The sequence below is a fragment of the Pantoea sp. X-Soil-YNGN-775 genome (assembly GCF_059730575.1).
The window spans coordinates 3995176-4019826 of sequence record NZ_AP035945.1; the positions used below are offsets into that span (position 1 = coordinate 3995176).

21 protein-coding genes are annotated in these 24651 nt (G+C 59.4%); 6 read left to right on the forward strand and 15 right to left on the reverse strand.

Features of this window, described 5'->3' with window-relative positions:
- Positions 1-205 precede the first annotated feature (205 nt).
- On the forward strand, positions 206-1708 hold the full coding sequence (pitA, locus tag AC6I8I_RS18805) for an inorganic phosphate transporter PitA (RefSeq protein ID WP_497828674.1): 1503 nt from the start codon (positions 206-208) through the stop codon (positions 1706-1708).
- A gap of 37 nt (positions 1709-1745) precedes the next feature.
- Here pitA and uspB read toward each other — a convergent pair whose 3' ends face one another.
- Positions 1746-2081, reverse strand: a complete 336-nt coding sequence (uspB, locus tag AC6I8I_RS18810) for a universal stress protein UspB (RefSeq protein ID WP_031374844.1) — start codon at positions 2079-2081, stop codon at positions 1746-1748.
- Between the two features lie 417 nt (positions 2082-2498).
- Here uspB and uspA point away from each other — a divergent pair, with 417 nt between their 5' ends.
- Positions 2499-2936: a universal stress protein UspA gene (gene uspA / locus AC6I8I_RS18815; protein WP_031374845.1), complete on the forward strand. Its 438-nt coding sequence runs from the start codon at positions 2499-2501 to the stop codon at positions 2934-2936.
- Positions 2937-2986: 50 nt separating this feature from the next.
- Here the strand turns inward: uspA and rsmJ are convergent, their stop codons facing one another.
- Both rsmJ and prlC read right to left on the reverse strand, forming a co-directional pair.
- A complete protein-coding gene (rsmJ, locus tag AC6I8I_RS18820) occupies positions 2987-3739 on the reverse strand; it encodes a 16S rRNA (guanine(1516)-N(2))-methyltransferase RsmJ (RefSeq protein WP_312054224.1) in 753 nt (250 codons plus the stop codon).
- 8 nt (positions 3740-3747) lie between these two features.
- On the reverse strand, positions 3748-5790 hold the full coding sequence (prlC, locus tag AC6I8I_RS18825; RefSeq protein WP_312054222.1) for an oligopeptidase A: 2043 nt from the start codon (positions 5788-5790) through the stop codon (positions 3748-3750).
- Positions 5791-6214: 424 nt separating this feature from the next.
- Here prlC and AC6I8I_RS18830 point away from each other — a divergent pair, with 424 nt between their 5' ends.
- Both AC6I8I_RS18830 and AC6I8I_RS18835 read left to right on the forward strand, forming a co-directional pair.
- Positions 6215-7057, forward strand: a complete 843-nt coding sequence (locus tag AC6I8I_RS18830; RefSeq protein WP_312054221.1) for a 23S rRNA (adenine(2030)-N(6))-methyltransferase RlmJ — start codon at positions 6215-6217, stop codon at positions 7055-7057.
- A 63-nt stretch (positions 7058-7120) separates the two neighbouring features.
- Positions 7121-7939, forward strand: coding sequence for a CPBP family intramembrane glutamic endopeptidase (locus AC6I8I_RS18835; RefSeq protein ID WP_497820582.1), 819 nt, complete (start codon positions 7121-7123; stop codon positions 7937-7939).
- On the opposite strand, the gene rnz is transcribed toward AC6I8I_RS18835, so the two are convergent.
- Entirely contained in the window at positions 7936-8847 is a 912-nt protein-coding gene (gene rnz / locus AC6I8I_RS18840) for a ribonuclease Z (RefSeq protein ID WP_497820583.1), read from the reverse strand. The two genes, AC6I8I_RS18835 and rnz, sit on opposite strands and share 4 nt — an antisense overlap.
- 128 nt (positions 8848-8975) lie before the next feature.
- Here rnz and gorA point away from each other — a divergent pair, with 128 nt between their 5' ends.
- Positions 8976-10328, forward strand: a complete 1353-nt coding sequence (gene gorA, locus AC6I8I_RS18845; RefSeq protein ID WP_312054217.1) for a glutathione-disulfide reductase — start codon at positions 8976-8978, stop codon at positions 10326-10328.
- Positions 10329-10427: 99 nt separating this feature from the next.
- On the opposite strand, the gene AC6I8I_RS18850 is transcribed toward gorA, so the two are convergent.
- The 4 genes from AC6I8I_RS18850 to AC6I8I_RS18865 form a co-directional block, all read right to left on the reverse strand.
- A complete protein-coding gene (locus AC6I8I_RS18850) occupies positions 10428-11324 on the reverse strand; it encodes an alpha/beta hydrolase (RefSeq protein ID WP_312758810.1) in 897 nt (298 codons plus the stop codon).
- Positions 11325-11492: 168 nt separating this feature from the next.
- Positions 11493-11831, reverse strand: a complete 339-nt coding sequence (locus AC6I8I_RS18855) for a hypothetical protein (protein WP_312054214.1) — start codon at positions 11829-11831, stop codon at positions 11493-11495.
- 20 nt (positions 11832-11851) lie between these two features.
- Positions 11852-13198, reverse strand: coding sequence for a cation:proton antiporter (locus AC6I8I_RS18860; protein WP_312054213.1), 1347 nt, complete (start codon positions 13196-13198; stop codon positions 11852-11854).
- 62 nt (positions 13199-13260) lie between these two features.
- Complete coding sequence (locus AC6I8I_RS18865) at positions 13261-14469, reverse strand: MFS transporter (protein WP_312054211.1); 1209 nt, start codon at positions 14467-14469, stop codon at positions 13261-13263.
- 93 nt (positions 14470-14562) lie between these two features.
- On the opposite strand from AC6I8I_RS18865, the gene AC6I8I_RS18870 reads away from it, so the two are divergent.
- Positions 14563-15522 carry a LysR family transcriptional regulator gene (locus tag AC6I8I_RS18870; protein ID WP_312758806.1) on the forward strand — a complete coding sequence of 320 codons (960 nt, stop codon included), beginning with the start codon at positions 14563-14565 and terminating at the stop codon, positions 15520-15522.
- Positions 15523-15571: 49 nt separating this feature from the next.
- Here the strand turns inward: AC6I8I_RS18870 and AC6I8I_RS18875 are convergent, their stop codons facing one another.
- The 7 genes from AC6I8I_RS18875 to AC6I8I_RS18905 all read right to left on the reverse strand — a co-directional run bounded on the left by AC6I8I_RS18875 (position 15572) and on the right by AC6I8I_RS18905 (position 24496).
- Positions 15572-16075 carry a TIGR00645 family protein gene (locus AC6I8I_RS18875; RefSeq protein ID WP_031377731.1) on the reverse strand — a complete coding sequence of 168 codons (504 nt, stop codon included), beginning with the start codon at positions 16073-16075 and terminating at the stop codon, positions 15572-15574.
- Between the two features lie 54 nt (positions 16076-16129).
- Positions 16130-18805 (reverse strand): two-component system sensor histidine kinase KdpD, encoded by a 2676-nt coding sequence (gene kdpD, locus AC6I8I_RS18880; RefSeq protein ID WP_497828183.1) that lies wholly within the window; start codon positions 18803-18805, stop codon positions 16130-16132.
- A 16-nt stretch (positions 18806-18821) separates the two neighbouring features.
- Entirely contained in the window at positions 18822-19388 is a 567-nt protein-coding gene (gene kdpC, locus AC6I8I_RS18885) for a potassium-transporting ATPase subunit KdpC (protein ID WP_312758802.1), read from the reverse strand.
- A 10-nt stretch (positions 19389-19398) separates the two neighbouring features.
- A complete protein-coding gene (gene kdpB / locus AC6I8I_RS18890) occupies positions 19399-21447 on the reverse strand; it encodes a potassium-transporting ATPase subunit KdpB (RefSeq protein WP_312054203.1) in 2049 nt (682 codons plus the stop codon).
- Complete coding sequence (gene kdpA / locus AC6I8I_RS18895; RefSeq protein ID WP_312758800.1) at positions 21444-23132, reverse strand: potassium-transporting ATPase subunit KdpA; 1689 nt, start codon at positions 23130-23132, stop codon at positions 21444-21446. Before kdpA ends, kdpB begins: the two co-directional genes overlap by 4 nt.
- Positions 23132-23221, reverse strand: coding sequence for a K(+)-transporting ATPase subunit F (gene kdpF, locus AC6I8I_RS18900; protein WP_010253443.1), 90 nt, complete (start codon positions 23219-23221; stop codon positions 23132-23134). Before kdpF ends, kdpA begins: the two co-directional genes overlap by 1 nt.
- 108 nt (positions 23222-23329) lie before the next feature.
- A complete protein-coding gene (locus AC6I8I_RS18905) occupies positions 23330-24496 on the reverse strand; it encodes an HD-GYP domain-containing protein (protein ID WP_312054199.1) in 1167 nt (388 codons plus the stop codon).
- Positions 24497-24651: the final 155 nt, after the last annotated feature.

Genomic DNA, 24651 nt, shown 5'->3' on the forward strand with positions numbered 1-24651 from the left:
GTGATCTGCTCACTGAGACGCCAGTGTCAAAAATTTGCCGTAAATGTGTCATAATGTAACTGACTAATATCTGGGCCTTTTTACCCCTTTAACCCGGCTACGTTACTGCTAAAGGTCAAATTAAGGCTATATTTTCCTTTCCCATACAGCACGTTGTCGCGGATAATGCGCCGCGTTCATGTCCTCCAAAAATGGCGTAACGTTTATGCTACATCTGTTTGCTGGTCTAGACCTCAGTACTGGCCTGTTATTGGTTCTTGCCCTGCTGTTTGTATTGTTTTACGAAGCAATCAACGGCTTCCACGACACGGCCAACGCAGTTGCGACGGTCATCTATACGCGTGCCATGCGTGCCCAGCTTGCTGTGGTTATGGCTGGCGTGTTTAACTTCTTTGGCGTGCTACTCGGTGGATTGAGTGTCGCCTATGCCATTGTTCATATGCTCCCCACCGATCTGTTGTTGAATGTTGGATCGGCTCACGGTCTCGCCATGGTGTTTTCTATGCTGCTGGCGGCGATTATCTGGAATCTCGGCACCTGGTATCTGGGTCTGCCGGCGTCCAGCTCCCATACCCTGATCGGCGCCATTATTGGTATCGGTCTGACCAACGCCCTGATGACCGGTACCTCGGTGGTTGATGCGCTCAACATCCCGAAAGTGCTGAACATCTTCCTGTCTCTGATCCTGTCGCCGATTATCGGCCTGGTGATTGCCGGTGGCCTGATCTTTATTCTGCGTCGTTACTGGAGCAGCACTAAAAAACGTGCCCGCATTCATATGACGCCAGCCGACCGCGAAAAGATCGACGGCAAGAAAAAGCCGCCGTTCTGGACCCGCATCGCCCTGATTGTTTCGGCGATCGGCGTCAGCTATTCGCATGGCGCGAATGACGGCCAGAAAGGCATTGGTCTGATCATGCTGGTGTTGATTGGCGTGGCACCGGCCGGCTTCGTGGTGAACATGAATGCCTCAGGCTACGACATCACCCGCACCCGCGATGCGGTTAATCATCTGGAGCAGTATTATCAGCAGCACAACGCTTCGCTGACGCATATTATCCAGATGGCACCGCCTAAGCTGCCAACGCCGGAAGAAGTGCCATCCACCAGCCCGCAGGAGTTCCACTGTGACAGCGCCCGCGCGTTACAGGCGGTTCAGCGCGCACAGGTGTTGCTGAATAACCTGCAAAGTTACGATCAGCTGACGGTCGAACAGCGCGGCCAGATGCGTCGCCTGCTGCTGTGTATCTCAGACACGGCGGACAAAGCGGCCAGGCTGCCGGAAACCACCCCGGACGACAAACGCTTCCTTAACAAGCTGAAAAGCGATCTGCTTGGCACCATCGAGTATGCGCCAATCTGGATTATCGTTGCGGTCGCGTTAGCGCTGGGCATCGGCACCATGATTGGCTGGCGTCGTGTTGCCACCACCATTGGTGAGAAGATTGGTAAAAAAGGCATGACCTATGCGCAGGGAATGTCAGCCCAGGTTACGGCAGCGCTCTCTATCGGCGTCGCCAGCTATACCGGGATGCCGGTTTCCACCACCCACATCCTCTCTTCGTCAGTCGCCGGTACCATGCTGGTTGACGGCGGCGGATTGCAGAGCCGGACCATCAAAAACATCGCCATGGCGTGGATCTTCACGCTGCCGGTATGTATTGTGCTGTCAGGTTCGCTCTACTGGATTGCGTTAAAACTGGTGTAATGCCAGCCAGACCAGAGGGCGACGAAAGTCGCCCTTTTTAATGCCAGATCGCCATCGCCACCAGGCTGATCACCACCAGTCCACATAGCGCGCTGGTCAGCATAAACTGTCCTCTTACCCGCTCGCAGCGACGGATGAATTCGTCATCATGATGATCTAGATAGCGTTTCGCCCAGATATAGGTCACCAGCCGCACCTGCTTGCTGGGCTGGCCATGAGAAGTGAAAAATCCCGCCCCGTCGACATACTGATACAGCAGCGGATCGCAACCGCGTAATACTGCCAGCAGCGCACGCAGAGAAGAAAAATAGCGCGCCATATTCACAATACACACCACACAAAGCGCCCAAAAAAGCGCAATAGTACTGATCATATTCTCCCCTCCTGGCTGGAGCCGCAGGAACAGACGCAGCGGGAAAACGCTGAGCACGCCCACAGAAATAGCCAACCTCTGAATCACCCAACTGCGATAGTGTTCTGAACGCCTGGGCGGTAACAAACCAGACCGCCTTTTTTCAGTGTAGGAGAAATGTTTAAATTTTTTCCAGCGATGAATTTCGTTTGGTGCGAGTAAAATTTCCGCATCGTTGATCTTATTCACAAGCCAGGCGGCAACGGCAGCATTTGCCCGCAGAGAAGGCTATACTCAGAAACATAACAACATGACCACCTGCACCGCAGGTACACACTTTGGTGGCGCTCATCGCCCGCTCGCGCAAAGGATTTCGCTAAGCTGTGACGCGGCAGGAACCCCGGATGCCATCCTTAATCTCGTGAAAGGAGTTTTATCATGGCTTATAAACATATCCTGATTGCAGTAGACCTTTCTCCCGAAAGCCAGTTACTGGTGGATAAAGCCGTTTCGCTGGCCCGCCCTTACGACGCCAAAATTTCCCTGATTCACGTTGATGTGAATTATTCCGATCTCTACACCGGCCTGATTGATGTCAACCTCGGCGATATGCAGAAGCGTATTTCTGAAGAGACGCACTCTGCTCTGAAAGGTCTGTCTGATTCCGCGGGCTACCCGATCAGTGAAACCCTGAGCGGCAGCGGCGATCTCGGCCAGGTACTGGTGGATGCGATTAAAAAGTATGACGTCGATCTGGTGGTATGTGGTCATCACCAGGACTTCTGGAGCAAGCTGATGTCGTCGGCGCGCCAGTTGATCAACACCGTGCATATCGACATGCTGATTGTGCCGCTACGCGATGAAGACGAAGCCTGAGTGACGCTCAAAGACCATAAAGCCGGCTGATTGCCGGCTTTATTATGGGGTTAACTGACCAGCGGCGGGTAGATATCGAAACGATGGCTTTTGGTCACCACCGCCGCCTGGGTAACCACGCCTGCCAGCGGCGGCGCATAGTCGGGCCGCTTCACCACGATCCGCTTCTTTGCCAGCCGGCGGGCCGGTTCCAGCAGCGCGTCAGCATCCTCATCAGCACCGACCAGCGACTGAAACACCCGCATCTCCTTTTTCACCAGCGCGCTTTTCTGCCGATGCGGATACATCGGGTCGAGATAAACCACGTCCGGCTGCGGGGTGATATCGCTCAGCGCCTCGGCGCTGGCGGCGTGAATCAGCGTCAGCCGCTGACGCAGCCAGCCGCCGATTTCCGCATCCTGATAGCCGCGCTGTAAACCATCTTCCAGCAGCGCTGCCACCACCGGATGGCGCTCCAGCATTCGCACCCGGCAGCCCAGCGCCGCCAGAACAAAGGCATCGCGTCCGAGTCCGGCGGTGGCATCCACCACATCCGGCAGATAGTCACCTTTAATCCCGACCGCTTTTGCCACCGCTTCACCGCGTCCGCCGCCAAAACGGCGTCGGTGCGCCATCGCACCCGAGACAAAATCGACAAAAACGCCGCCCAGCTTCGGCTCATCGCGCTTACGCAGCTCAAGATGCGTCGGGGTTTGTACCAGCGCCAGCAAGGCGTTCTCGTCGTGCTCCAGCTGCCAGCGCTGCGCTAAACGTGATAAGGCGCCGTCTCCGGCGCCTGATTCATCGAGCAAACAGATTTTCACCTGATGACTTATCCCTGAATACCGTAATGTTCCAGCATGGCGTCGAGCTGCGGTTCACGGCCGCGGAAGCGTTTGAACAGCTCCATCGGCTCTTCGGAACCGCCACGCGTCAGGATATTGTCGAGGAACGACTGGCCGGTTTCGCGGTTGAAAATGCCCTCTTCTTCAAAGCGTGAATAGGCATCCGCCGCCAGCACATCCGCCCACAGGTAGCTGTAGTAACCGGCCGCATAGCCACCGGCGAAGATGTGGCTGAAGGCGTGCGGGAAACGGCCCCATTCCGGACTCGGCACCACCGCAACGCGGCTTTTCACTTCACGCAGCGTCTCAAGAATTTGTGCCCCTTTGGCCGGGTCAAATTCGGTATGCAGACGGAAGTCGAACAGGCCGAACTCCAGCTGACGCAGAATAAACAGCGCCGCCTGGTAGTTCTTGGCCGCCAGCATTTTATCCAGCAGCGCCTTCGGCAGCGGTTCACCGGTTTCATAGTGACCGGAGATGAACGCCAGCGCATCCGGCTCCCAGCACCAGTTTTCCATAAACTGGCTTGGCAGTTCGACCGCATCCCACGGCACCCCGCTGATGCCGGAAACGCCAGGTACTTCAACCCGGGTCAGCATATGATGCAGACCGTGACCAAACTCATGGAACAGGGTGATCACTTCGTCATGAGTGAACAGCGCCGGTTTGCCCTGCACCGGACGGTTAAAGTTACAGGTCAGGTAGGCGACCGGCTTCTGCAGGCTGCCATCGGCTTTACGCATCTGGCCGACGCAGTCATCCATCCAGGCTCCGCCGCGTTTGTGTTCACGCGCATACAGATCCAGATAGAAACTGCCGCGCAGTTCGCCGGTTTCATCGAACAGATCGAAGAACTTCACGTCAGGATGATAAACTTCCACATCGGTACGCTGTTTTGCCGTGATGCCGTAAATACGCTTAACCACTTCGAACAGGCCAGCCACCGCCCGGGATTCCGGGAAGTAAGGGCGCAGCTGTTCATCGCTGATGGTGTAGAGATGCTGCTTCTGTTTTTCACCGTAATAGGTGAGATCCCACGGATTAAGCTCGGTCACGCCGTGCTCTTTTTGCGCAAAGGCGCGCAGCTGCTCCAGCTCTTTTTCACCCTGAGGACGGGCGCGTTCCGCCAGATCGTTAAGGAAGTCGATCACCTGAGACGGGCTTTGCGCCATCTTAGTCGCCAGCGATTTATCGGCGTAGGAGTCAAAGCCCAGCAGCTGCGCCAGTTCATGACGCAGCGCCAGCTCTTCCGCCATGATCGGGCCGTTATCCCATTTACCGGCATTCGGCCCCTGATCGGACGCGCGGGTCGCGTAGGCGCGATACATCTCTTCGCGCAGCGCAGCGTTATCGCAGTAGGTCATCACTGGCAGATAGCTGGGGATATCCAGCGTCAGCAGCCAGCCTTCCTGACCTTTGGCTTCCGCCTGGGCCCTGGCCGCAGCCATCGCGCTTTCCGGCATGCCCGCCAGATCGTTTTCATCGGTGATCAGCTTGCTCCAGCCCATGGTGGCATCCAGCACGTTGTTGCTGTAAGCCGATCCCAGTTCGGAGAGGCGGGCAGCAATTTCGCCGTAGCGCTGCTGTTTATCTTTCGCCAGGCCGATACCGGAAAGTTCGAAATCGCGCAGCGCATTATCGACCGCTTTCTTCTGCGCCAGATCCAGCGCGGCGTACTGGTCACCCTCTTTCAGGTTGCGGTACGCCTGATACAGGCCTTCATGCTGGCCGACCCAGGTGCTGTATTCAGACAGCAGCGGCAGCGTCTGCTCATAGGCTTCACGCAGTTCCGGGCTGTTTTTAACCGAGTTCAGGTGGCTGACCGGGGAAAAAATGCGGCTCAGACGGTCATCGCTCTCCGCCAGCGGCTGAACCAGGTTGTCCCAGCTATAGGGTGCGCCTTGCGCCACCACTTTTTCGACCATCGCGCGGCAGTCGTTCAGGACTTCCGTAACGGCAGGAACCACATGTTCAGGCTGGATGGCAGAAAAAGGGGGAAGCGTAAAAGATGTCAGTAGCGGATTGGTCATAGCGCAGTCCTTTATTGATGTGTGGGGCGCGATGGGTCGCGCAACGCAATCTAAGTAACATGCGGCTAAGTGTAGCGAAAATCAATGGGGCCTGGCTTCGCTGCGGAAGAAACGAGCGGAATGCCATCGCCGATCGACCGGCAGAATTTGCGTTGCATCAAAGCGCAGCCGCTGCGGTTAGGGTCTAATGCCGCCGTTGCGACAGCTGTCGGCTTTCCACCTGCAGCGTGCGGCCCCGGCGGGATTAGTTATCATGCTTTCGACCCATCGGCGGGACATCCCTGATATAATCGCCCGCTTAATGGTTCTCATGCTGTTCCTGCGTCGGTTGCTGTGCGTCGTTCTGTGGGTAATACGTGAGGTAATAATTGGTATAAATTGATTTTCCATCAATTAAAACCTTATACATTCAACAGGATAAACAATGCTGAGTTATCGCCATAGCTTCCATGCTGGCAACCACGCTGACGTGCTGAAGCACACCGTACTGAGCCTGATCATCACCGCGCTGAAAGAGAAAGAGAAACCGTTCTTTTATCTTGATACCCACGCGGGTGCAGGACGTTATCAACTGAGCGGTGAGCACGCTGAGCGCACCGGCGAGTATCTGGAAGGCATCGCCCGCATCTGGCAGCAGCCGGACGCGCCAGAGCTGCTACAACCTTACTTCGACGCCATCCGTGCGCTCAACCGTAACGGAACGCTGCGTTATTATCCCGGTTCGCCGCTGATTGCCCGCCATCTGCTGCGTGAAGATGACCGCCTGCAAATGACCGAACTGCACTCCAGCGACTACCCGCTGCTGCGTAACGAGTTCAGCAAAGACAGTCGCGCGCGCGTAGAACGTGGCGACGGCTATCAGCAGTTAAAAGCCAAACTGCCGCCGCCATCCCGTCGCGGTCTGGTTCTGATCGATCCGCCGTATGAGATGAAAAGCGATTATCAGGCGGTGGTGAAAGGGATTCAGGAAGGCCATAAGCGATTCGGGACCGGCGTATTCGCGCTATGGTATCCGGTGGTATTACGCCAGCAGATCAAGCATATGCTGCGCGATCTGGAAGCGACCGGCATTCGCAATATTCTGCAGATCGAACTGGCCGCCCGTCCCGACAGCGACCAGCGCGGCATGACCGCATCCGGCATGATTGTGATTAACCCGCCGTGGAAGCTGGCTGCCCAGATGAACGAGCTGCTGCCGTGGCTGCATAAAAAACTGGTTCCGGCTGGCACCGGCCACTTTGTGGTCAACCAGATCGTACCCGAATAACTCTCTTCTCCTTTTACGCCGCACACTGCCGGTGCTGCGGCGTGGTACTGCAGGTCTGTCACCATGTGGATCATACTGGCTGGCGCGCTAGCCGCGCTGCAACCGGCCCGGCGGCTGGCACTATTATTACTGGCGCTCGCCACGCTGCTGGGGTTTTATCAGGACGTATTAGCGTGGCCCGCGCTGCTGCTGTTCGCGGTCACCGCCGGCGTGGTGGCATGCCGTATTTACGATCGTGACCATCATCGGCGGCAAATGCTGACTGAAGCGGTGCTGGTGCTGATCGCCATCGGCTTATTCCTCCATCTGTTCCCGGGTTTTGATAATCCACGCAAACTTGATGAGGTGCAGGTCGGCGCCCGCAGTGTGGCTTTCGGCTTCTCGTTTAATTTCGATAAAGCGCTGATCCCCTTTGTGCTGCTGGCCGGTCTGCCGACGCTGTTTCGCGCCCCGGCCCGCCCGCCGCGTTATAAGCTGCTGGCCGCGCTGGCGCTGGTCGCCGCCGTTCCGCTGCTGTTATACAGTGCCGTATTACTGGGTGGATTAGCGTTTGAACCGCACTTCCCGGCCTGGCTTGGCACCTTTATGCTCGCCAACCTGTTCTTTGTCTCGCTGGCGGAAGAGGCGCTGTTTCGTGGTTATCTGCAACAGAAATTAACGCTGGCACTGGGCGGCATACCCGCGCTGGTGCTGAGTGCGCTGCTGTTTGGTCTGGTGCATCTGAGCGGCGGTCTGCTGCTGGTGATCTTTGCGACCCTCGCCGGACTGCTGTATGGGCTGGCGTGGCACTGGAGCGGCCGGTTATGGATTTCGACCGCCCTGCACTTTGGACTCAATATGACCCATTTACTGCTTTTCACTTATCCGGCACTGCATCACTAAAGCGTAAACACCGCCAGATCATAGGCCAGCTCGGTAGCGGGGAAGATGGTCTGGCATTCAGCCAGCAAACGGGGCATATCTTTCGCCAGATAGCGTGAACTGAAGTGCGTGGCGATCAGCCGTTTTGCACCGGCGTGCTTCGCCACTTCCGCCGCCTGCAAGGTGGTCGAATGGCCGCGTCCGTTGGCCTTCTCAATCATCGCCGCTTCCAGCGTGGCTTCGTGCACCATCAGATCCACGTTGGCCGCCAGCTGCAATGCCACCTCCGTTGGCGCGGTATCACCAAAAATCGCCAGCGTTTTGCCTTTAATCGCCGGGCCCAGATAGTCCGCGCCCTTGATCACCCGGCCATCCTCCAGCGTCACGGTTTCGCCCTGCTTCAGCTGCTGATACCACGGGCCGCGCGGCACGCCTTCCGCCTTCAGGCGCGGCGCATCGAGAAAACCCGGTTTATCATGCTGCTCAATCCGATAACCCAGACATTCCAGCGTATGATTCAGCGGCCAGGCACTGATGCGGAACTCACCATCATCCAGCGTCCAGCCCGCCTCAATCTCAACAATCGTCAGCGGATAATCGGTGTAAGAGCCACTGATCGACAGCGCGGTTTCAACGAAGCGCTTTAAGCCCCGGGGGCCATACACGGTCATCGGCGTGGTCAGCCCGGCCATAGAACGGCTGGTGAGCAAGCCCGGCAGCCCGAAAATATGGTCGCCATGCAAATGGGTGATGAAGATCTTATCCAGCTTGCCCGGTTTGAGATCGGAACGCATAAACTGAAGCTGTGTCCCCTCGCCGCAGTCGAACAGCCAGCTTTCGCCGCTCTGCGCCCGGGTAAAGGCGATAGCGGTCACGTTACGCTGCAGGCTGGGCGCACCGCCGCCGGTGCCGAGAAAAGTAAGGTGCATGGTATGCTTCCCTGTCAGTGTGAGAAAAAACAGAACCCTATTACAATCATAGGCGCAAACTTTGCGTCAATTCGACCCGCAGCGTTACACTCTATGCCAATTTTTCATGCAACCGGATGGATACTTCAATGACCCGACATTTCGACTATCTCGCCATCGGCGGCGGCAGCGGCGGCATCGCCTCGATTAACCGTGCGGCCATGTATGGCCAGAAATGCGCCCTGATTGAAGCCAAAGAACTGGGTGGCACCTGCGTTAACGTAGGCTGCGTCCCGAAGAAGATCATGTGGCATGCTGCGCAAATTGCCGAAGCTATCCATCTGTACGGGCCGGACTACGGCTTCGATACCACCGTTAACCGCTTCGACTGGGCCACGCTGGTCAAAAACCGCAGCGCCTATATCGATCGTATCCACACCTCGTACGACAACGTGCTGGGTAAAAACAAGGTTGAAGTGATCAAAGGCTTCGCCCGTTTTGTCGATGCGCACAGCGTCGAAGTGAACGGCGAGATCATCACCGCTAACCACATTCTGATTGCCACCGGCGGCCGTCCCAGCCATCCATCGATTCCGGGCGCTGAGTACGGGATTGATTCCGACGGTTTCTTTGAGCTGGACGCGCTGCCGAAGCGTACTGCGGTCATCGGCGCGGGTTACATCGCCGTTGAGCTGGCGGGCGTGGTGAATGCACTGGGCTCGGAAACCCACCTGTTTGTGCGTAAGCATGCCCCGCTGCGCAGCTTCGACCCGCTGATCACCGAAACGCTGGTAGAAGTAATGAACAGCGAAGGCCCGACGCTGCACACCGAAGCGATTCCGAAAGCGATCGTTAAAAACGACGACGGCAGCCTGACGCTGCAGTTGGAAAACGGCAGCGACTATACCGTCGATTGCCTGGTATGGGCGATTGGCCGTGAACCGGCCAATGACAGCCTGAACATTGCGGCGGCGGGCGTGGCGCTGGACGAAAAAGGCTACATTAAGGTCGATAAATTTCAGAACACCAACGTGTCAGGCATTTATGCGGTCGGTGATAACACCGGTGCGGTAGAACTGACACCGGTGGCGGTGGCAGCCGGCCGTCGCCTGTCTGAGCGCCTGTTTAACAACAAGCCGGACGAGCATCTCGACTACAGCAACATCCCGACCGTGGTTTTCAGCCACCCGCCGATTGGCACCGTCGGCCTGACCGAACCGCAGGCGCGGGAACAGTATGGCGACGACCAGGTAAAAGTGTATAAATCAGCGTTTACCGCCATGTACACCGCTGTCACCCAGCATCGCCAGCCGTGCCGGATGAAGCTGGTCTGCGTCGGTGCTGACGAGAAAATCGTCGGTATTCACGGCATCGGATTTGGCATGGATGAGATGCTGCAGGGCTTCGCGGTGGCACTGAAGATGGGTGCCACCAAAAAAGACTTCGACAATACCGTGGCGATTCACCCGACGGCAGCGGAAGAGTTTGTCACCATGCGCTAAGCCGCCGCGGCGGTGTGCTTCAGACAGGCGACTCCGGTCGCCTGTTTTTTTTGCCTGCGCCAGGCACAGCGGTGCAGGCCTGCACCGCCATAGGGCAACTTAGCTCACGCGATCCAGCCAGCGCACATAGGCCTGATCCCATAACGCCGCCGGCGTCCCGGCCTTACCAAGCCCGAAACCGTGACCGCCTTTGCTGATCTGAATCAGCTCGACCGGCACGCGATTGCGGCGACAGGTATCGTGCATCAGTTCGGTGTTAAACGGATTCGAGGTGTGGTCATCTTCAGCCTGCGCCAGAAAGGTCGGTGGATACTGGCGGGTAACGTAGTTTTGTACCGACCAGTTCGCTTCATCCTGCGGCGTAGCGTTTTTACCGACCATCATCAGATGGGTATTGGTGTGCTGATAAGGGGATTCCAGCGTAATCACCGGATAGATCAGGCCCACGCTGTCGACTTTTGGCACCACCTCATCCAGCGGATCGATGGCCGGATAAGATTCAAAGCTGGGGCGCGCGGCCGCCATACCCAGCAGGTGCCCGCCGGCCGAGAAGCCGAGTACATGGACCTTACGCTCAAACGAGCGCACCAGGCGAATGGCGCGCTGTGCATCCTGCAGCGGGGCAAGCCGGCCGGCCTGCCACTTCTCATGCGGCAAGCGGTAGCTGAGCACATAGGCGGTGTAGCCGTTGGCGTTCAGCCAGCGCGCCACCGGCCAGGCTTCGCGTCCCATGCCAATCCAGCGATAGCCGCCGCCGGCAGCAATCAGCACCGCCTCACCGTTAGGATTTTCCGGTTTAAAGCGCTGGATCGCCGGGCTGACAATATTCGACCACGAGCCGCTGGCATTAACATGCAGTTCGCCCGATGGGCCGCCGCCGCCGGGCGGATCATCCGGCCAGAGAGGAATAATGTCATCGCGGGCAAATATTTTGCCGGTGGTCATGGAGAGCCCAAGCGCTCCCGTGCCGAGAATAAAACGTCGACGCGTAATCATGATGCCTGTTAAGTGATATCAAAACGCTCAGCCAGCCGTTGCGGTGGGCTGCAGGAAAAAGTGTGATGCAAGTCCGGTGCCAGAGGCTGGCGATTATGTACGCAATGCGGTGCCAAAATCCATAAAAAAACGCGCCCGGGTGGCGCGTTTTTGCCTTGACTGAGGGAATTAATCTTCCTGCTGGAACTGGGCCATCACCGCCTGTTCACACTGCTGTTCATTGACCCGCAGTTTGGCGCGCTCGTCATCGCCCAGCTGCAGCCAGGCGCTGGCCACTTCACGCGCGGTGTCTTCATCAAAACCAGGCTGATTCATCGCCGTCGATGACTGGCTGCGCGCCACGTACGATTTCATCTGCTCAACATATTGATCGGCACTGGCGACCTGTTTTTCACTGCTGACGATGTGACACAGCTGGCTGGCATAGACATTCTGTTCGCTATCGTCTGCCGCCAGGGCGCTGCCAGAGGCCAGTGCGCTCAGCAGCAGTATGTGGGTCACTTTCATTCTCTACTCCTGTTTTCGGGTTAAACCTTGCGCTGAAGGGCTTCCAGACGCTTTTGACGCCAGTTTAGCAGGGGCGACACGGTTGTGCCGTGTATTACCACGCTACAGACCACCAGGGTTAACGCCATATTGGTCATGATCTCCATCTGTGGCCCTTCCATGCCGTGCGTCCAGGCATAGGCGATGTAGTTCAGACTGCCGATGCCGCGAATACCGAGCCAGCCAATCAGCAACCGCTGCCCCATCGGCAGGCCGGCGCGCAGCGTCACCAGCCAGACGGCCAGCGGACGCACCACGACAAACAGCACCAGTCCCAGCAACACGCCATAGATGTTCCAGTGCTGCGCCAGCGTGACGCCGAGAACCACCATCATGCCCGCCGCCAGTAACCGTTCAATGGTGTCGCCAAACGACAGCGCGTCGCCGACCACAAAGCCGATCGACTTGACCATGCTGTTATCGCCCTGATGCGCCAGGCGCTTATTCGGATTGACCAGCGCCTCGGAAGGCAGCACCCGCTCATCCTCTGACAGATCCTCGGGCTGATGACGCCGGAAAACGCCCAGCTCAGCGCGGCGCAGTCCCAGACCGGCCGCGAACGCCGCCAGGAAACCGGAGGCACCCAGCCACTGCACCAGCGAATAACTCAGTGCAATCAGCGCCAGCGCCAGAAAATCGTTGGGTGCGACGTCGCCATTGGCGTTACGCAATTTGGTGGCCAGTACGCCGATTAAGCGGCCCAGGCCGAAGCCGATCGCCAGCCCGCCGCCAATCGCCCAGATCACCTCTTTTGCGCCCCAATGGGTCAGCAGCGATCCGCTCAGGCTTTCGCCATTGAACAGCAGCAACGCCAGCACCAGCAGCGGCAGGGCCGAGCCATCATTCATGCCGGCTTCGCTGGAGATGGCGACGCGCAGCGAATCGTCATCCTGCGCATCGTTGACCGAAATTAAGCTCGCCAGCACCGGATCGGTTGGCGCGACAATCGCGCCAAACGCCAGCGCAATCGGCCAGTCCAGCCCGACCAGCCAGTGTGCCAGCAGCGTCATCGCCGCAACCGTCAGCAGCATGGCGGGAAAGGCCAGCCGCAGGCCGGTGTGCCAGCAGTTATTCTGTAGCGGCAGACGCAGCTTCAGGCCGGTGATAAACAGCGAGGCGGCCATGGTGATTTCAGTGATGTGCGCCACCGCTTCTGAATGGGTGACGATATCGATGTGCAGCACGTCAAATCCCCACGGCCCACATAACATCCCGGCGATAAGAAACAGGCCAAAAGAAGTTACCGGCCCCCGGTGTATCCAACCGGAAGCCAGTGACATCAGCAGCAGCAGGCCGCCTGTTGCGGCTGTCCAGGCTAAAAAGCTCATAATTCTCCAGGTAATTTTGGGTTTATGAATAAGCCTGGCACATTTTTTGACGGCTGCGAAAATCAGTTCTTAAGATGGCGGCTGGCGAAGCGCACCGCAAGGCTGGCTGCACCCGCAAGGGTTGATAGCGCGACCACCCCATTCCAGCCCCAGTGCGCCAGCGCCAGGCTACCCAGTGCCGCACCGCTTGCCATGCCGATAAACACCACGGTAAACAGCAGCGCATTCAGGCGACTGCGCGCTTCCGGTGCCAGGCCATACACCAGCGTCTGGTGCGCCACCAGCGTCGCCTGCACCCCTAAATCGAAACCGATGGTGCTGACCACAATCAACGCCAGCTGAGCCGGCAGCGGCAGTAACGGCAGCAGGAACATCAGGGCAAACGAGACGGTCACCAGCGCGGCGCCGGCCTGGGTCACTCTGGCCGGGCCGATGCGGTCGGCAAAGCTGCCAGCCAGCGGCGCGGCCATCGCACCGGCCGCTCCGGCTAAACCAAAGGCCCCGGCGACCGCACTGTCGAGATGAAAACGCTCACTGAGCATTAACGCCAGCGTTGACCAGAAGGCGCTGAAGCCGACCGACAGCAGCCCCTGAGCCAGCGCGGCGCGGCGCAGCGTCTGATGATGACGCCACAGATGGGCCAGCGACAGCAGCAGGCGCGGATAGCTGACCGAGGTGCCGGGCGTAAAGCGCGGCAGCACCCGCCACAGCGTCAGGCTGATCAGCAGTACCGCCAGCGCCGCCACCATATACATGGTGCGCCAGCCGAAATACTCAGCCACCACGCCACTGACCACCCGCGACAGCAGAATGCCAACCAGTAGTCCGGTCATCACCGTACCGACCGTTTTGCCACGGCTGCGTTCCGGAGCCAGCGCCGCCGACGCCGGCACGATATCCTGCGCCACCGTGGCGGTCAGGCCGGTGACGAAACTGGCGATCAGTAACGCGCTTAGCCCGCCGGAGAAACCACACAGCAGCAACGCCGCCACCAGCAGTAATCCTTTGATAAAAATAATAGTGCGGCGGTCATGACGATCGCCAAGCGGAGCCAGCAGCAGAATGCCAAGGGCATAACCCGCCTGGGTCAGCATCGGCACCATGCCGACTGCGCCAACGCCGACGTTAAACTGTTTACTGATGATATCCAGCATCGGCTGGCTGTAGTAAATCGATGCCACGCTCAGACCGGCGCCTGCCGCCAGGGTAAAAACCAGCGGAGCGGGGAGCGTTTCGCTCGAAGAAGTGGTGATACTGCGGGTCGCTGACATGGTGTGATCCTCATAAATGCGTAACGCTATTAGCGCATACTGCGGCCATACGCGGTAGACTGCCGTCAGACAAAACTGTTATGCGTGGTGCGTATGAGCAACCCTAATACCAGCGACCGCATCGAACTGATGCAGACTTTTATTCGTATCGTTGAGAGCGGCAGTTTATCGGCCGCCGCCGCCCAGCTTGGGACCACCCAGCCGACCATCAGCCGGCGGCTGCAAACGCTGGAGCAGCGGCTCGGGCTGAAGTTAATCCTGCGCACCACCCACGCGCTTAAGCTCACCGATGATGGTGAGCGCTGTTACGCTCAGGCGCGGCAACTGCTGGCGACCTGGCATGCGCTGGAAGATGAACTGACCGGTGCCAGCGACGATCCGGTCGGCACGCTGCGGGTCCGCGCGCCGCACGCATTTGGTCAGGATCAGCTGATCGCCCCGCTGGTCGACTACCTGCGCCGCTATCCGCGGCTCAATATTGAGTGGATGCTGAATGACCGCACGCCCGACTTTATGGCCGAGAATGTCGATTGCGCCATTCAGGTCGGTGCACCAACCGATCCGTCAGTGGTGGCGATTCTGCTGGCCGAAGTGCCGCGCATCGTGGTTGCGTCGCCCGATCTGCTGGCCCGCCAGCCGCCGATTGAGCAGGTTGAACAGCTGCGCGATCTGCCGTGGCTGGCGCTGACCAGCTTTTATCGTAATGAAGTCGCATTACAGAAGATTGACGACGGCCAGCCGGTTAACCTGGCGATAACCCCAAGGCTGAGCAGTGACAGTCTGTATGCGGTGCGTAAAGCGGCGCTGGCGGGAATGGGCGCGGCGATCGTGTCGTCGTGGGTGGTACAGCAGGATTTAGCCGAGGGGCGACTGATTCAGCTGACGCCGCAGTGGCAGGCGCCGCCGTTGCCGATATGGCTGACCTATCCGTGGGCCAGCTACTACCCGGCCAGGCTGCAGCATTTCTTTAGCATGATTAAAGCGGTAATGCCGCAGCTGGCGGGCACCCGGCCGGCCACGGCTGCGCGCCGTCAGGCAGAACCAGGGGAATAAGCTGCTGCTGCGGGCGAAAAAAAAGCGGGTGCCTGTGCACCCGCCTTTATCAGTGGCCTTTCTTATCGCCACGCGACATATTGTCCAGCCAGCCCATCACAAAGGCCGACAGCACAAACGTCAGGTGGATAATCACGTACCACATCAGTTTGTCGTTGGCGACGTTGCGCGCCTCCATGAACACCCGCAGCAGGTGAATCGAGGAGATGGCCACAATCGACGCCGCGACTTTGTTCTTCAGCGAGCCGGAATCCATCTTGCCCAGCCAGCTCAGCTTCTCTTTGCTTTCGTCGATATCGAGTTTAGAAACAAAGTTCTCGTAGCCCGACAGCATCACCATCACCAGCAGCCCGCCAACCAGCGTCATGTCGACCAGCGACAGCAGCAGCAGGATCAGATCGTTTTCCGCAATGCTGAAAATGTTGGGCAGCAGGTGGAAAATTTCCTGGAAAAATTTGATGGTCAGCGCCAGCAGGCCGAGTGAAAGTCCAATGTAAACCGGAGCCAGCAACCAGCGCGATGCATACATCAGGTTTTCGGTAAAACGTTCCATAAATTCCCAATAATAATCAGACAGGTCGGGCAGTATAACTGATCAACTGTGAAGTTATTTCAGCCCTTCGTCAGAAATTTCCGGAACCGGCGGCAGCGGCAGCGACAGACGAAATACGGCGCCGCCTTCCGGCCGATTTTCAGCCCAGATTTGCCCGCCATGACTTTCGATAATGGTCTTACAGATCGCCAGCCCCAGCCCAACGCCCGGCACGGCGGACTCCTTATCTCCCCGGGTAAACTTGTCAAAAATCCGGCTTAAATCCGCCTCCGCAATGCCGGGTCCGCCATCCCAGAGCGCAATCTCCAGCCGCGTCCCGGCACGCCAGGCACGAATCCCGCGCGGCGCGCAGTTACCGGCATACTTCAGGCTGTTCTCAATCAGGTTGGTAAAGACCCGCTCCAGCAGGCTGCTGTCGCCCTTGATCAGCACGATGTCGTCCGGCAGATCGAGCTGCACCTCGTGCCCTTTCAGCGACGGTGCCATGCTGCTCAGCGCCCCGCCGATCACCTCTTCCAGTGACAGCCACTCCTCACGCAGGTTCAGCCCGCCCGACTGAATGCGCGCCATATCCAGCATGTTACTCACCAGCCGGATGGTGCTCAGCGTCTGCTCACGGATCTGGCTGGCCTGCGGCACATATTTCGAGTTGTCGTTGGCGAGGTCGAGCATCAGCATTTCCGCCTGGCCAAACAGCACGGTCAGCGGGGTGCGCAGGTCATGTGACAGCGCCGACAGCAGCGCATTGCGCAGTTGCTCACGCTCCGCCGACAGTCGCGATGCCGCCTCGCTGTGCGACAGCGCCATCCGCTCCAGCGCATTGGCGATCAGCACGGTAAAGGTTTCCACCAGCCGCTGCTGCTCGGGGATCATCAGCTGACGCAGATTTTGCGGCTCCACCACCAGCAGGCCACGGCAGTGCGCGCCGCTTTTTAACGGCAGGATTTGATACGGGACCGCCGGTAAGGTGTCGGTCCCGGCACCGGCCGGCTGGCCTTTGCTGTAGCTCCACTTCGCAATGGCGCGGTCAGGCTCACTGGCGGGCAGCGCATCGCCCACCGGTTGCAGTTCGCCCTGCTCATCCGGCAGCAACAGCAGGCAGCGCGCCTGCAGAGTGGCGTCCAGCACCCGCTGACTGGTGGCGGCGATATCCTGCGGCGTTAACGCGCTGCCGAGCGATTTGGCCATCTCATACAGCTGACGCGCCCGCTGCTCGCGGTAGCGCGCCACCCGCGCCTGATAACGCACCCCGGCCGTCAGGTTGCCGACGATCACCCCCACTGCCAGCATCACGCCAAAGGTCACCAGATATTGCAGGTCGGAAACCGCCACCGTGCCGGTAGGGGCCACAAAAAACAGGTCGAAGGCGAGGATATTCATCACCGTGGCGATCACCGATGGCCAGCGGCCATAGCGCAGCGCCACGATCACCACCGCCAGCAGATAGATCATCACGCAGTTGGCCGGATCGAAACCGATCAACAGCGACTGGCCGGCGACGGTCACCGCGATGCACAGCACCAGCGCCATCATCACGCCGCGCAGCTGCATACGCCACTTGTCGCTGCTGACCCGCCCGTCCGCCAGCGGATGCGGCGCGTCGTGCAGCGGCTCATCCAGCGCCACCACCAGCAGATCGAGATCGGGGCCGAGCTGGCCGAGCCGTTCGGCAAAACTGTCACGCCGCCAGCGCCGCAGCGGACGACGGCCGGTGACGATTTTGCCAAGATTGTGTTCGCGCGCGTAGCGCAGCACCGCTTCCGCTTCGTCAGGCTCAGAGAGCGTGGCGGTTTCCGCACCCAGCTCCTGCGCCAGTTGCAGGGTTCGCAGAATCGCCCGCCGCCGTGCTTCCGGCAGCCGGTTCAGCCGGGGCGTCTCAACATACACCGCATGCCATTCACTGCCCAGCCGCGCCGCCAGCCGCGCGGCGGTGCGCACCAGTTTTTCGCTGCCGGTATCATCGCCGATGCACAACAGAATCGCATCGCGGGTGTGCCAGACGCGATCCCGCCCCTGCCGATCGCGCCAGGCGCGCATCTGATCGTCTACCCGGTCCGCAGTGCGGCGCAGCGCCAGTTCACGCAGGGCGAACAGGTTGCCCTTGCGGAAAAAATTTTCAATCGCCCGTTCGGCGCGGTCGCCGATATAGACTTTGCCCTCTTTCAGCCGCTGCCGCAGATCGTCAGGCGGCAGATCGACCAGCACCACCTCATCGGCGCTGTCGAAAAAGGGATCGGGCACGGTTTCCCGTACCTGAATACCGGTAACGCCGCCCACCACGTCATTGAGGCTCTCCAGATGCTGAACGTTGACGGTGGTCAGCACGTCGATGCCCGCCTCCAGCAGCTCCTCAATGTCCTGCCAGCGTTTGGGATGGCGCGAACCCTGAACGTTGGTGTGCGCCAGCTCGTCCATCAGGATTACCGCCGGATGGCGGGCCAGCGCCGCATCAAGGTCAAACTCGGCATGGCGCGAGCGGCCGGTCGCCCGGCGCGGCAGCAGGGTTAAGCCGGTCAGCAGCTGCGCCGTTTCCGGCCGGTCGTGGGTCTCCACCACGCCGATCAGCACATCTAGCCCCTGCGTCCGCAGCCGTTGCGCCTCCTGTAGCATGGCGTAGGTTTTTCCGACGCCCGCGCAGGCGCCAAAGTAGATTTTCAGCCGGCCACGATGGCTGTCGCGGTTAGCCTGCAACAGGGCATCGGGATCGGGGCGCGTCGGTTCGTGGTTCATAGGGTCCTTGTCGGCATTACAGATCGCTGAGCGCCAGGTTGAGCTGCAGCACATTGACCGTCGGATCGCCGAGGAACGGCATCAGCGGCCGGTGGGTCTGCTGCTCAATCAGCGCCTCTACCTGGGCTAACGGTAACTGACGGCTGGCGGCGATGCGAGGAGCCTGCCAGCGCGCCGCGTCAGGTGAAATATCCGGGTCCAGTCCGCTGGCCGAGGCGGTCACCAGCTCAACCGGCACCGCGGTCGGCGCCTGCGGATTGGCGGCCCGCAGCGCGGCAACCCGTTCGGCGACGGCTTTATCCAGCGCCGGGTTACTGGCGGCCAGATTGCTGCCGCCCGACGCCAGCGGGTTATAGGGCCGATCGCCAGTGGCAGAAGGACGACCCCAGAAATAGCCGGGCTGGGTAAAGTTCTGCCCAATCAGCGCCGACCCGCGCGCCACACCCTGTTTCTCCAGTAACGAACCGTTGGCCTGCGCCGGAAACAGCCATTGCGCCAGGCCGGTGGTGAGCAAAGGATAAACCACGCCGCTGATAACGGTAAGCAGCAACAACAGTAAAATCGCCGGACGTAACTGACTCATTTTCTTCTCCTCAGGCCATGCCTGTCAGGACTAACAGCAAATCGATCGCTTTGATGCCGACAAACGGCACCAGCAGGCCACCCAGCCCGTAGATCAGCAGGTTGCGGCGCAGTAACGCCGCTGCGCTCAGCGGGCGATAGCTGACGCCCTTCAGCGCCAGCGGAATCAGAAACACAATCACCAGCGCGTTAAAGATCACCGCCGACAGAATCGCGCTGGCCGGTGAGTGCAGATGCATCACGTTGAGCAGGTTGAGCTGGGGATAGGTGGCGGCAAACGCGGCCGGAATAATGGCGAAATACTTGGCCACGTCGTTGGCGATACTGAAAGTGGTCAGTGAACCGCGCGTCATCAGCATCTGCTTACCGATGTGCACCACTTCCAGCAGTTTGGTCGGGTTAGAGTCAAGATCGACCATGTTGCCCGCCTCTTTCGCCGCCTGAGTGCCGGAGTTCATCGCCACCGCCACATCCGCCTGAGCCAGCGCCGGCGCATCGTTGGTGCCGTCACCGGTCATCGCCACCAGCCGTCCTTCCGCCTGGTACTGACGGATCAGCGCCAGTTTGGCCTCGGGCGTCGCTTCAGAAAGAAAGTCATCCACGCCGGCTTCGGCGGCAATCGCCGCCGCCGTCAGCGGGTTATCGCCGGTGATCATTACGGTTTTGATGCCCATCTTGCGCAGCTCGGCAAACCGCTCTTTGATGCCGCCTTTGACGATATCTTTCAGCGCCACCACGCCCAGCACTTTCGCCCCTTCTGCCACCACCAGCGGCGTGCCGCCGGTGCGCGCCACCTCTTCGACCCGGGCGTTCACCTCGGCCGGGAACGCGCCATGGCTGGCTTCAATATGACGACGTACCGCATCGACCGCCCCTTTACGGATCAGCCGATCCTGTACGTTAACCCCACTCATCCGGGTCTGCGCCGAGAACGGAATGAAGCTGGCGCCCATGCTGCTGAGATCGCGTTCACGCAGGTTAAACTGCTGTTTCGCCAGGATGACGATGCTGCGGCCTTCCGGCGTCTCATCCGCCAGCGAGGCGAGCTGTGCGGCATCCGCCAGCTGCTCTTCGCTGACGCCCGGTGCCGGCAGAAACTGGGTCGCCTGACGGTTACCGAGGGTAATGGTGCCGGTTTTATCCAGCATCAGCACATCAACATCGCCCGCGGCTTCCACCGCGCGGCCGCTGGTGGCGATCACGTTGGCACCAAGCATGCGGCTCATTCCCGCCACGCCAATCGCCGACAGTAAGCCGCCAATGGTGGTCGGGATCAGACAGACCAGCAGCGCCACCAGCACCGTGACGCTGACCGGCGTCCCGCCCCACGCCGAGAACGGCCACAGGGTCACGGTCGCCAGCAGAAACACGATAGTGAGCGACACCAGCAAAATGGTCAGGGCGATCTCATTCGGGGTTTTACGGCGTCTGGCGCCTTCCACCATGGCGATCATGCGGTCGAGGAAGGTCTCGCCGGGATTCGCGCTACAGCTAATCACCAGCCAGTCAGAGAGAATGCGGGTCCCGCCGGTCACCGAAGCAAAATCACCGCCCGATTCACGGATCACCGGCGCGGATTCGCCGGTAATTGCGCTCTCATCCACCGACGCGCCGCCTTCCAGCACTTCGCCGTCGCACGGAATGATATCGCCCGCTTCCACCAGCACCGCATCGCCTTTGCGCAGCTGATCGGCTGCGACCTGCTGCCAGTCCGCGCCGTAACGTGCTGCCGACAGTTTTTTCGCAAAGCTGGTCTTTTTCACCCCTTTCAGGCTGCTGGCCTGGGCTTTACTGCGCCCTTCTGCCAGCGCCTCTGCCAGATTGGCAAACAGCACGGTGAACCACAGCCAGACCGCAATCGCACCGGTAAAACTGGCGCTGCCGTTCAGCTTGCCGGCCAGCATAGCCAGCGCCAGTAAGGTGGTCAGCACGCTGCCGAGGTAGACCACAAACATCACCGGATTACGAAATTGCACCCGCGGATCGAGCTTTTTCAGCGCATCCCAGGCTGAAGTACGCAGCAGCGCCGCGTCAAATAATGCCTGTTGTTGACGACTCATGAGGATTGTCCCTGAACAAGTTGCAGATGCTCAGCCACCGGGCCCAGCGCCAGAGCAGGAATAAAGGTCAGCGCACCAACCAGCAACACGGTGCCGACCAGCAGCGCAATAAACAGCGGCCCGTGCGTGGGCAGCGTGCCGTTGCCCACCGGCTGCACTTTTTTCACCGCCATCGCACCGGCAATCGCCATCACCGGGATGATGATGCCGAAGCGGCCCAGCAGCATGCAGCTGGCCAGCAGCAGGTTCCAGAACGGGGTGTTGGCACTCAGTCCGGCAAACGCGCTGCCGTTGTTATTGGCCGCCGAGGAGACCGCGTAGAGCACTTCACTGAAGCCGTGAATGCCGGGGTTAGCCATCGCGCCCCGTCCGGCGTCGGTCATCATCGCCAGCGCAGTGCCGATTAACACCAGCGCAGGCGTCACCAGAATCGCCAGCGCGGTCATTTTCATCTCCCAGACGTCGATTTTTTTACCGAGGAATTCCGGGGTACGACCGATCATCAGCCCGGCGATAAACACCGCCAGCAGCACAAACAGCAGCATGCCGTACAGGCCAGCCCCGACGCCGCCGAACACCACTTCACCCAGCTGCATCAGCCACATCGGCACCATTCCGCCCAGCGCGGTAAAGGAGTCGTGCATGGCGTTAACCGCGCCGCATGAGGCAGCCGTGGTGATCACCGCAAACAGGCTGCTGTTAAGCATGCCAAACCGGGTCTCTTTGCCCTCCATGTTGACCGCGCTGTCGGCGCCCAGCGTCAGCAGATGTGGATTGCCGCGCAGTTCTGCCCACATCACCACCGCCACCGCCACCACAAACATCAGCGCCATCGCCCACAGCAGCATGTTGCCCTGACGGCGATCGCGCACGCTTTCACCAAAGGCAAAGCAGAGCGCTGCCGGGATCAGGAAGATGCTCAGCATCTGTATCAGGTTGGTCAGCAGCGTCGGGTTTTCAAACGGATGCGCGGAGTTGGCGTTGAAGAAGCCGCCGCCGTTGGTGCCGAGCATTTTGATCGCTTCCTGCGAGGCCACCGGACCCATCGCCAGCGTCTGCTGTGTGCCTTCCAGCGTGGTGAGCGAGTGGTACGGCAACAGCGTCTGGACGCTGCCCTGGCTGACAAAGATCAGCGCCATCAGCAGGCTGATCGGCAGCAGCACATAGAGCGTGATGCGCGTCAGGTCACGCCAGGCGTTGCCGAGCGTCCCGCCTCCGCGATGGGCAAATCCGCGAATCAGCGCAAACGCAACCGCAATACCGGTAGCCGCCGACAGGAAGTTCTGCACCGTCAGCCCCACCATCTGGCTGAAATAACTCAGGGTGCTTTCGCCGCTGTAGGACTGCCAGTTGGTGTTGGTTACAAAGCTGACCGCGGTGTTCAGCGCCAGATGCCAGCTCAGACCTGGCAATCCCTGTGGGTTAAGCGGCAGCGTGCCCTGCAGCAGTAAAATCGCCAGCAGCAGCGCAAAGCCGAGCGCGTTAAACAGCAGAATCGCCAGCAGGTAGTGCGGCCAGCGCATCCCGCTTTGCTGTGCGCCCAGCAGCCGCCACAGCGGCGCTTCGGCGCGGGCGAACAGCGGTTTATCGGCCACCAGCGCCGCCAGGCCACGCCCGAGCGGCTGCGCCAGCACCATTAGCAGCAGCAGATAACATCCGATGAGTAAAAAAGCATTGGCCGCCATCAGAAAGCCTCCGCATTTAACAGGGCATAGATCAGATAGCCCAGTAACAACACCACCAGCACAATGCCGGTTATTACGCCCACGCTCACAGGAACCTCCAGAGGTTTGGATTTGCTGATTAGCTTGCGCGGCGGCGTATAAAGAAGGGGTTAAAATGCAGCGGGCGGGCGTAAAAATAGTGTAAAAATGGCGAAATATCAGGCGACTTCCAGCGCCCAGATGCGGTTGAGATCGACATTGCCCCACAGCGTGCTGTCTTCTGCTCCGACGATGCTGTCGGTACAGAAGCTATCGCCGAGGTCGAGTTCTTCCGGTTTGACTTCGCGCTGAGCGTGCAGCGACCAGAAGACGTGGACACAGGGCTTTAGCAGCGATTTATCACCCGCTTTGACCACCAGCGCCACCCGGCCTGACGCCAGCCGCACCAGTGAGCCGACCGGATAAATGCCGATGGTGCGGACAAAGGCGTGCAGCAGGCCGTTATCGAAGTGGCCGCGCCAGCTCAGCATCTGATGCATCGCCTCGGCGGGGGTCCAGCCGGTGCGGTAGACGCGCGTCGAGGTGATAGCGTCATAGACATCGCACACCGCCGCCATGCGGGCATACAGCGAAATCTCCTCGCCTTTCAGACCGTGCGGATAGCCGCTGCCGTCATATTTTTCATGGTGGTGCAACGCAATATCCAGCAGATCGGCATCGGCATTGGCCTCCATCAGCATCTGCGCGCCGACGATCGGATGCTGACGCATGATGGTAAACTCGTCGTCGTTCAGCTTGCCGGCTTTGTTAAGGATCTCCAGCGGTACGGCCGCTTTGCCGACGTCGTGCAGCAAGCCGCCCATCCCGACGCGCCGCAGCTGGATCTCATTCAGCCCGAGTCTTTTACCCAGCGAAATCATCAGCCCGCAGACCGCCATCGAATGCAGATAGGTGTAGTCATCGTGATTTTTCAGCCGCGCCACGCTCAGCAGTGCAGAGGGTTCACGCCGAATCGATCCGGAGATTTCATCCACCAGATCGATCATATAATCCAGGTTAAGGCTGTTACCGAGGCGCGCTTCGTTGAACATCGCCAGCACTTTGGATTTGCCCTGCTGAAAAATCTGCTGCGCCTGATCCAGCTCCTGAAAAAACGGCGTCCGGGCTATCGATCTTTTTGCCACGACCGGCGCGATCGGGGCCTGCACCGATCGATCGAGGTCGATCCACAGCTGCTGGATCCCTTCGTTGCGTAACATAGCGATTTGTCGTGGATCGGTGATCAGCATCTGGTTGCGAATACGTTTGTCTTTTATCCACCAGACCTCCAGCTTGTGGATAAACATGCCTGGACGTAGTTCGTCAACGGTAATCAGCTTTATCACGATATCACTCCTTAATATCAGTGGGTGGTAAGGTGATATCGGCAGCTGCGCAAAATTTCTTCAGGCCGTTTTGTGCGGAGTGTGTGGTCGGAGGAGGCAGGATTGTTCGGGGCAACCGGCTGGTTCACCGGTTAATACGGCCACCACGGCGATGC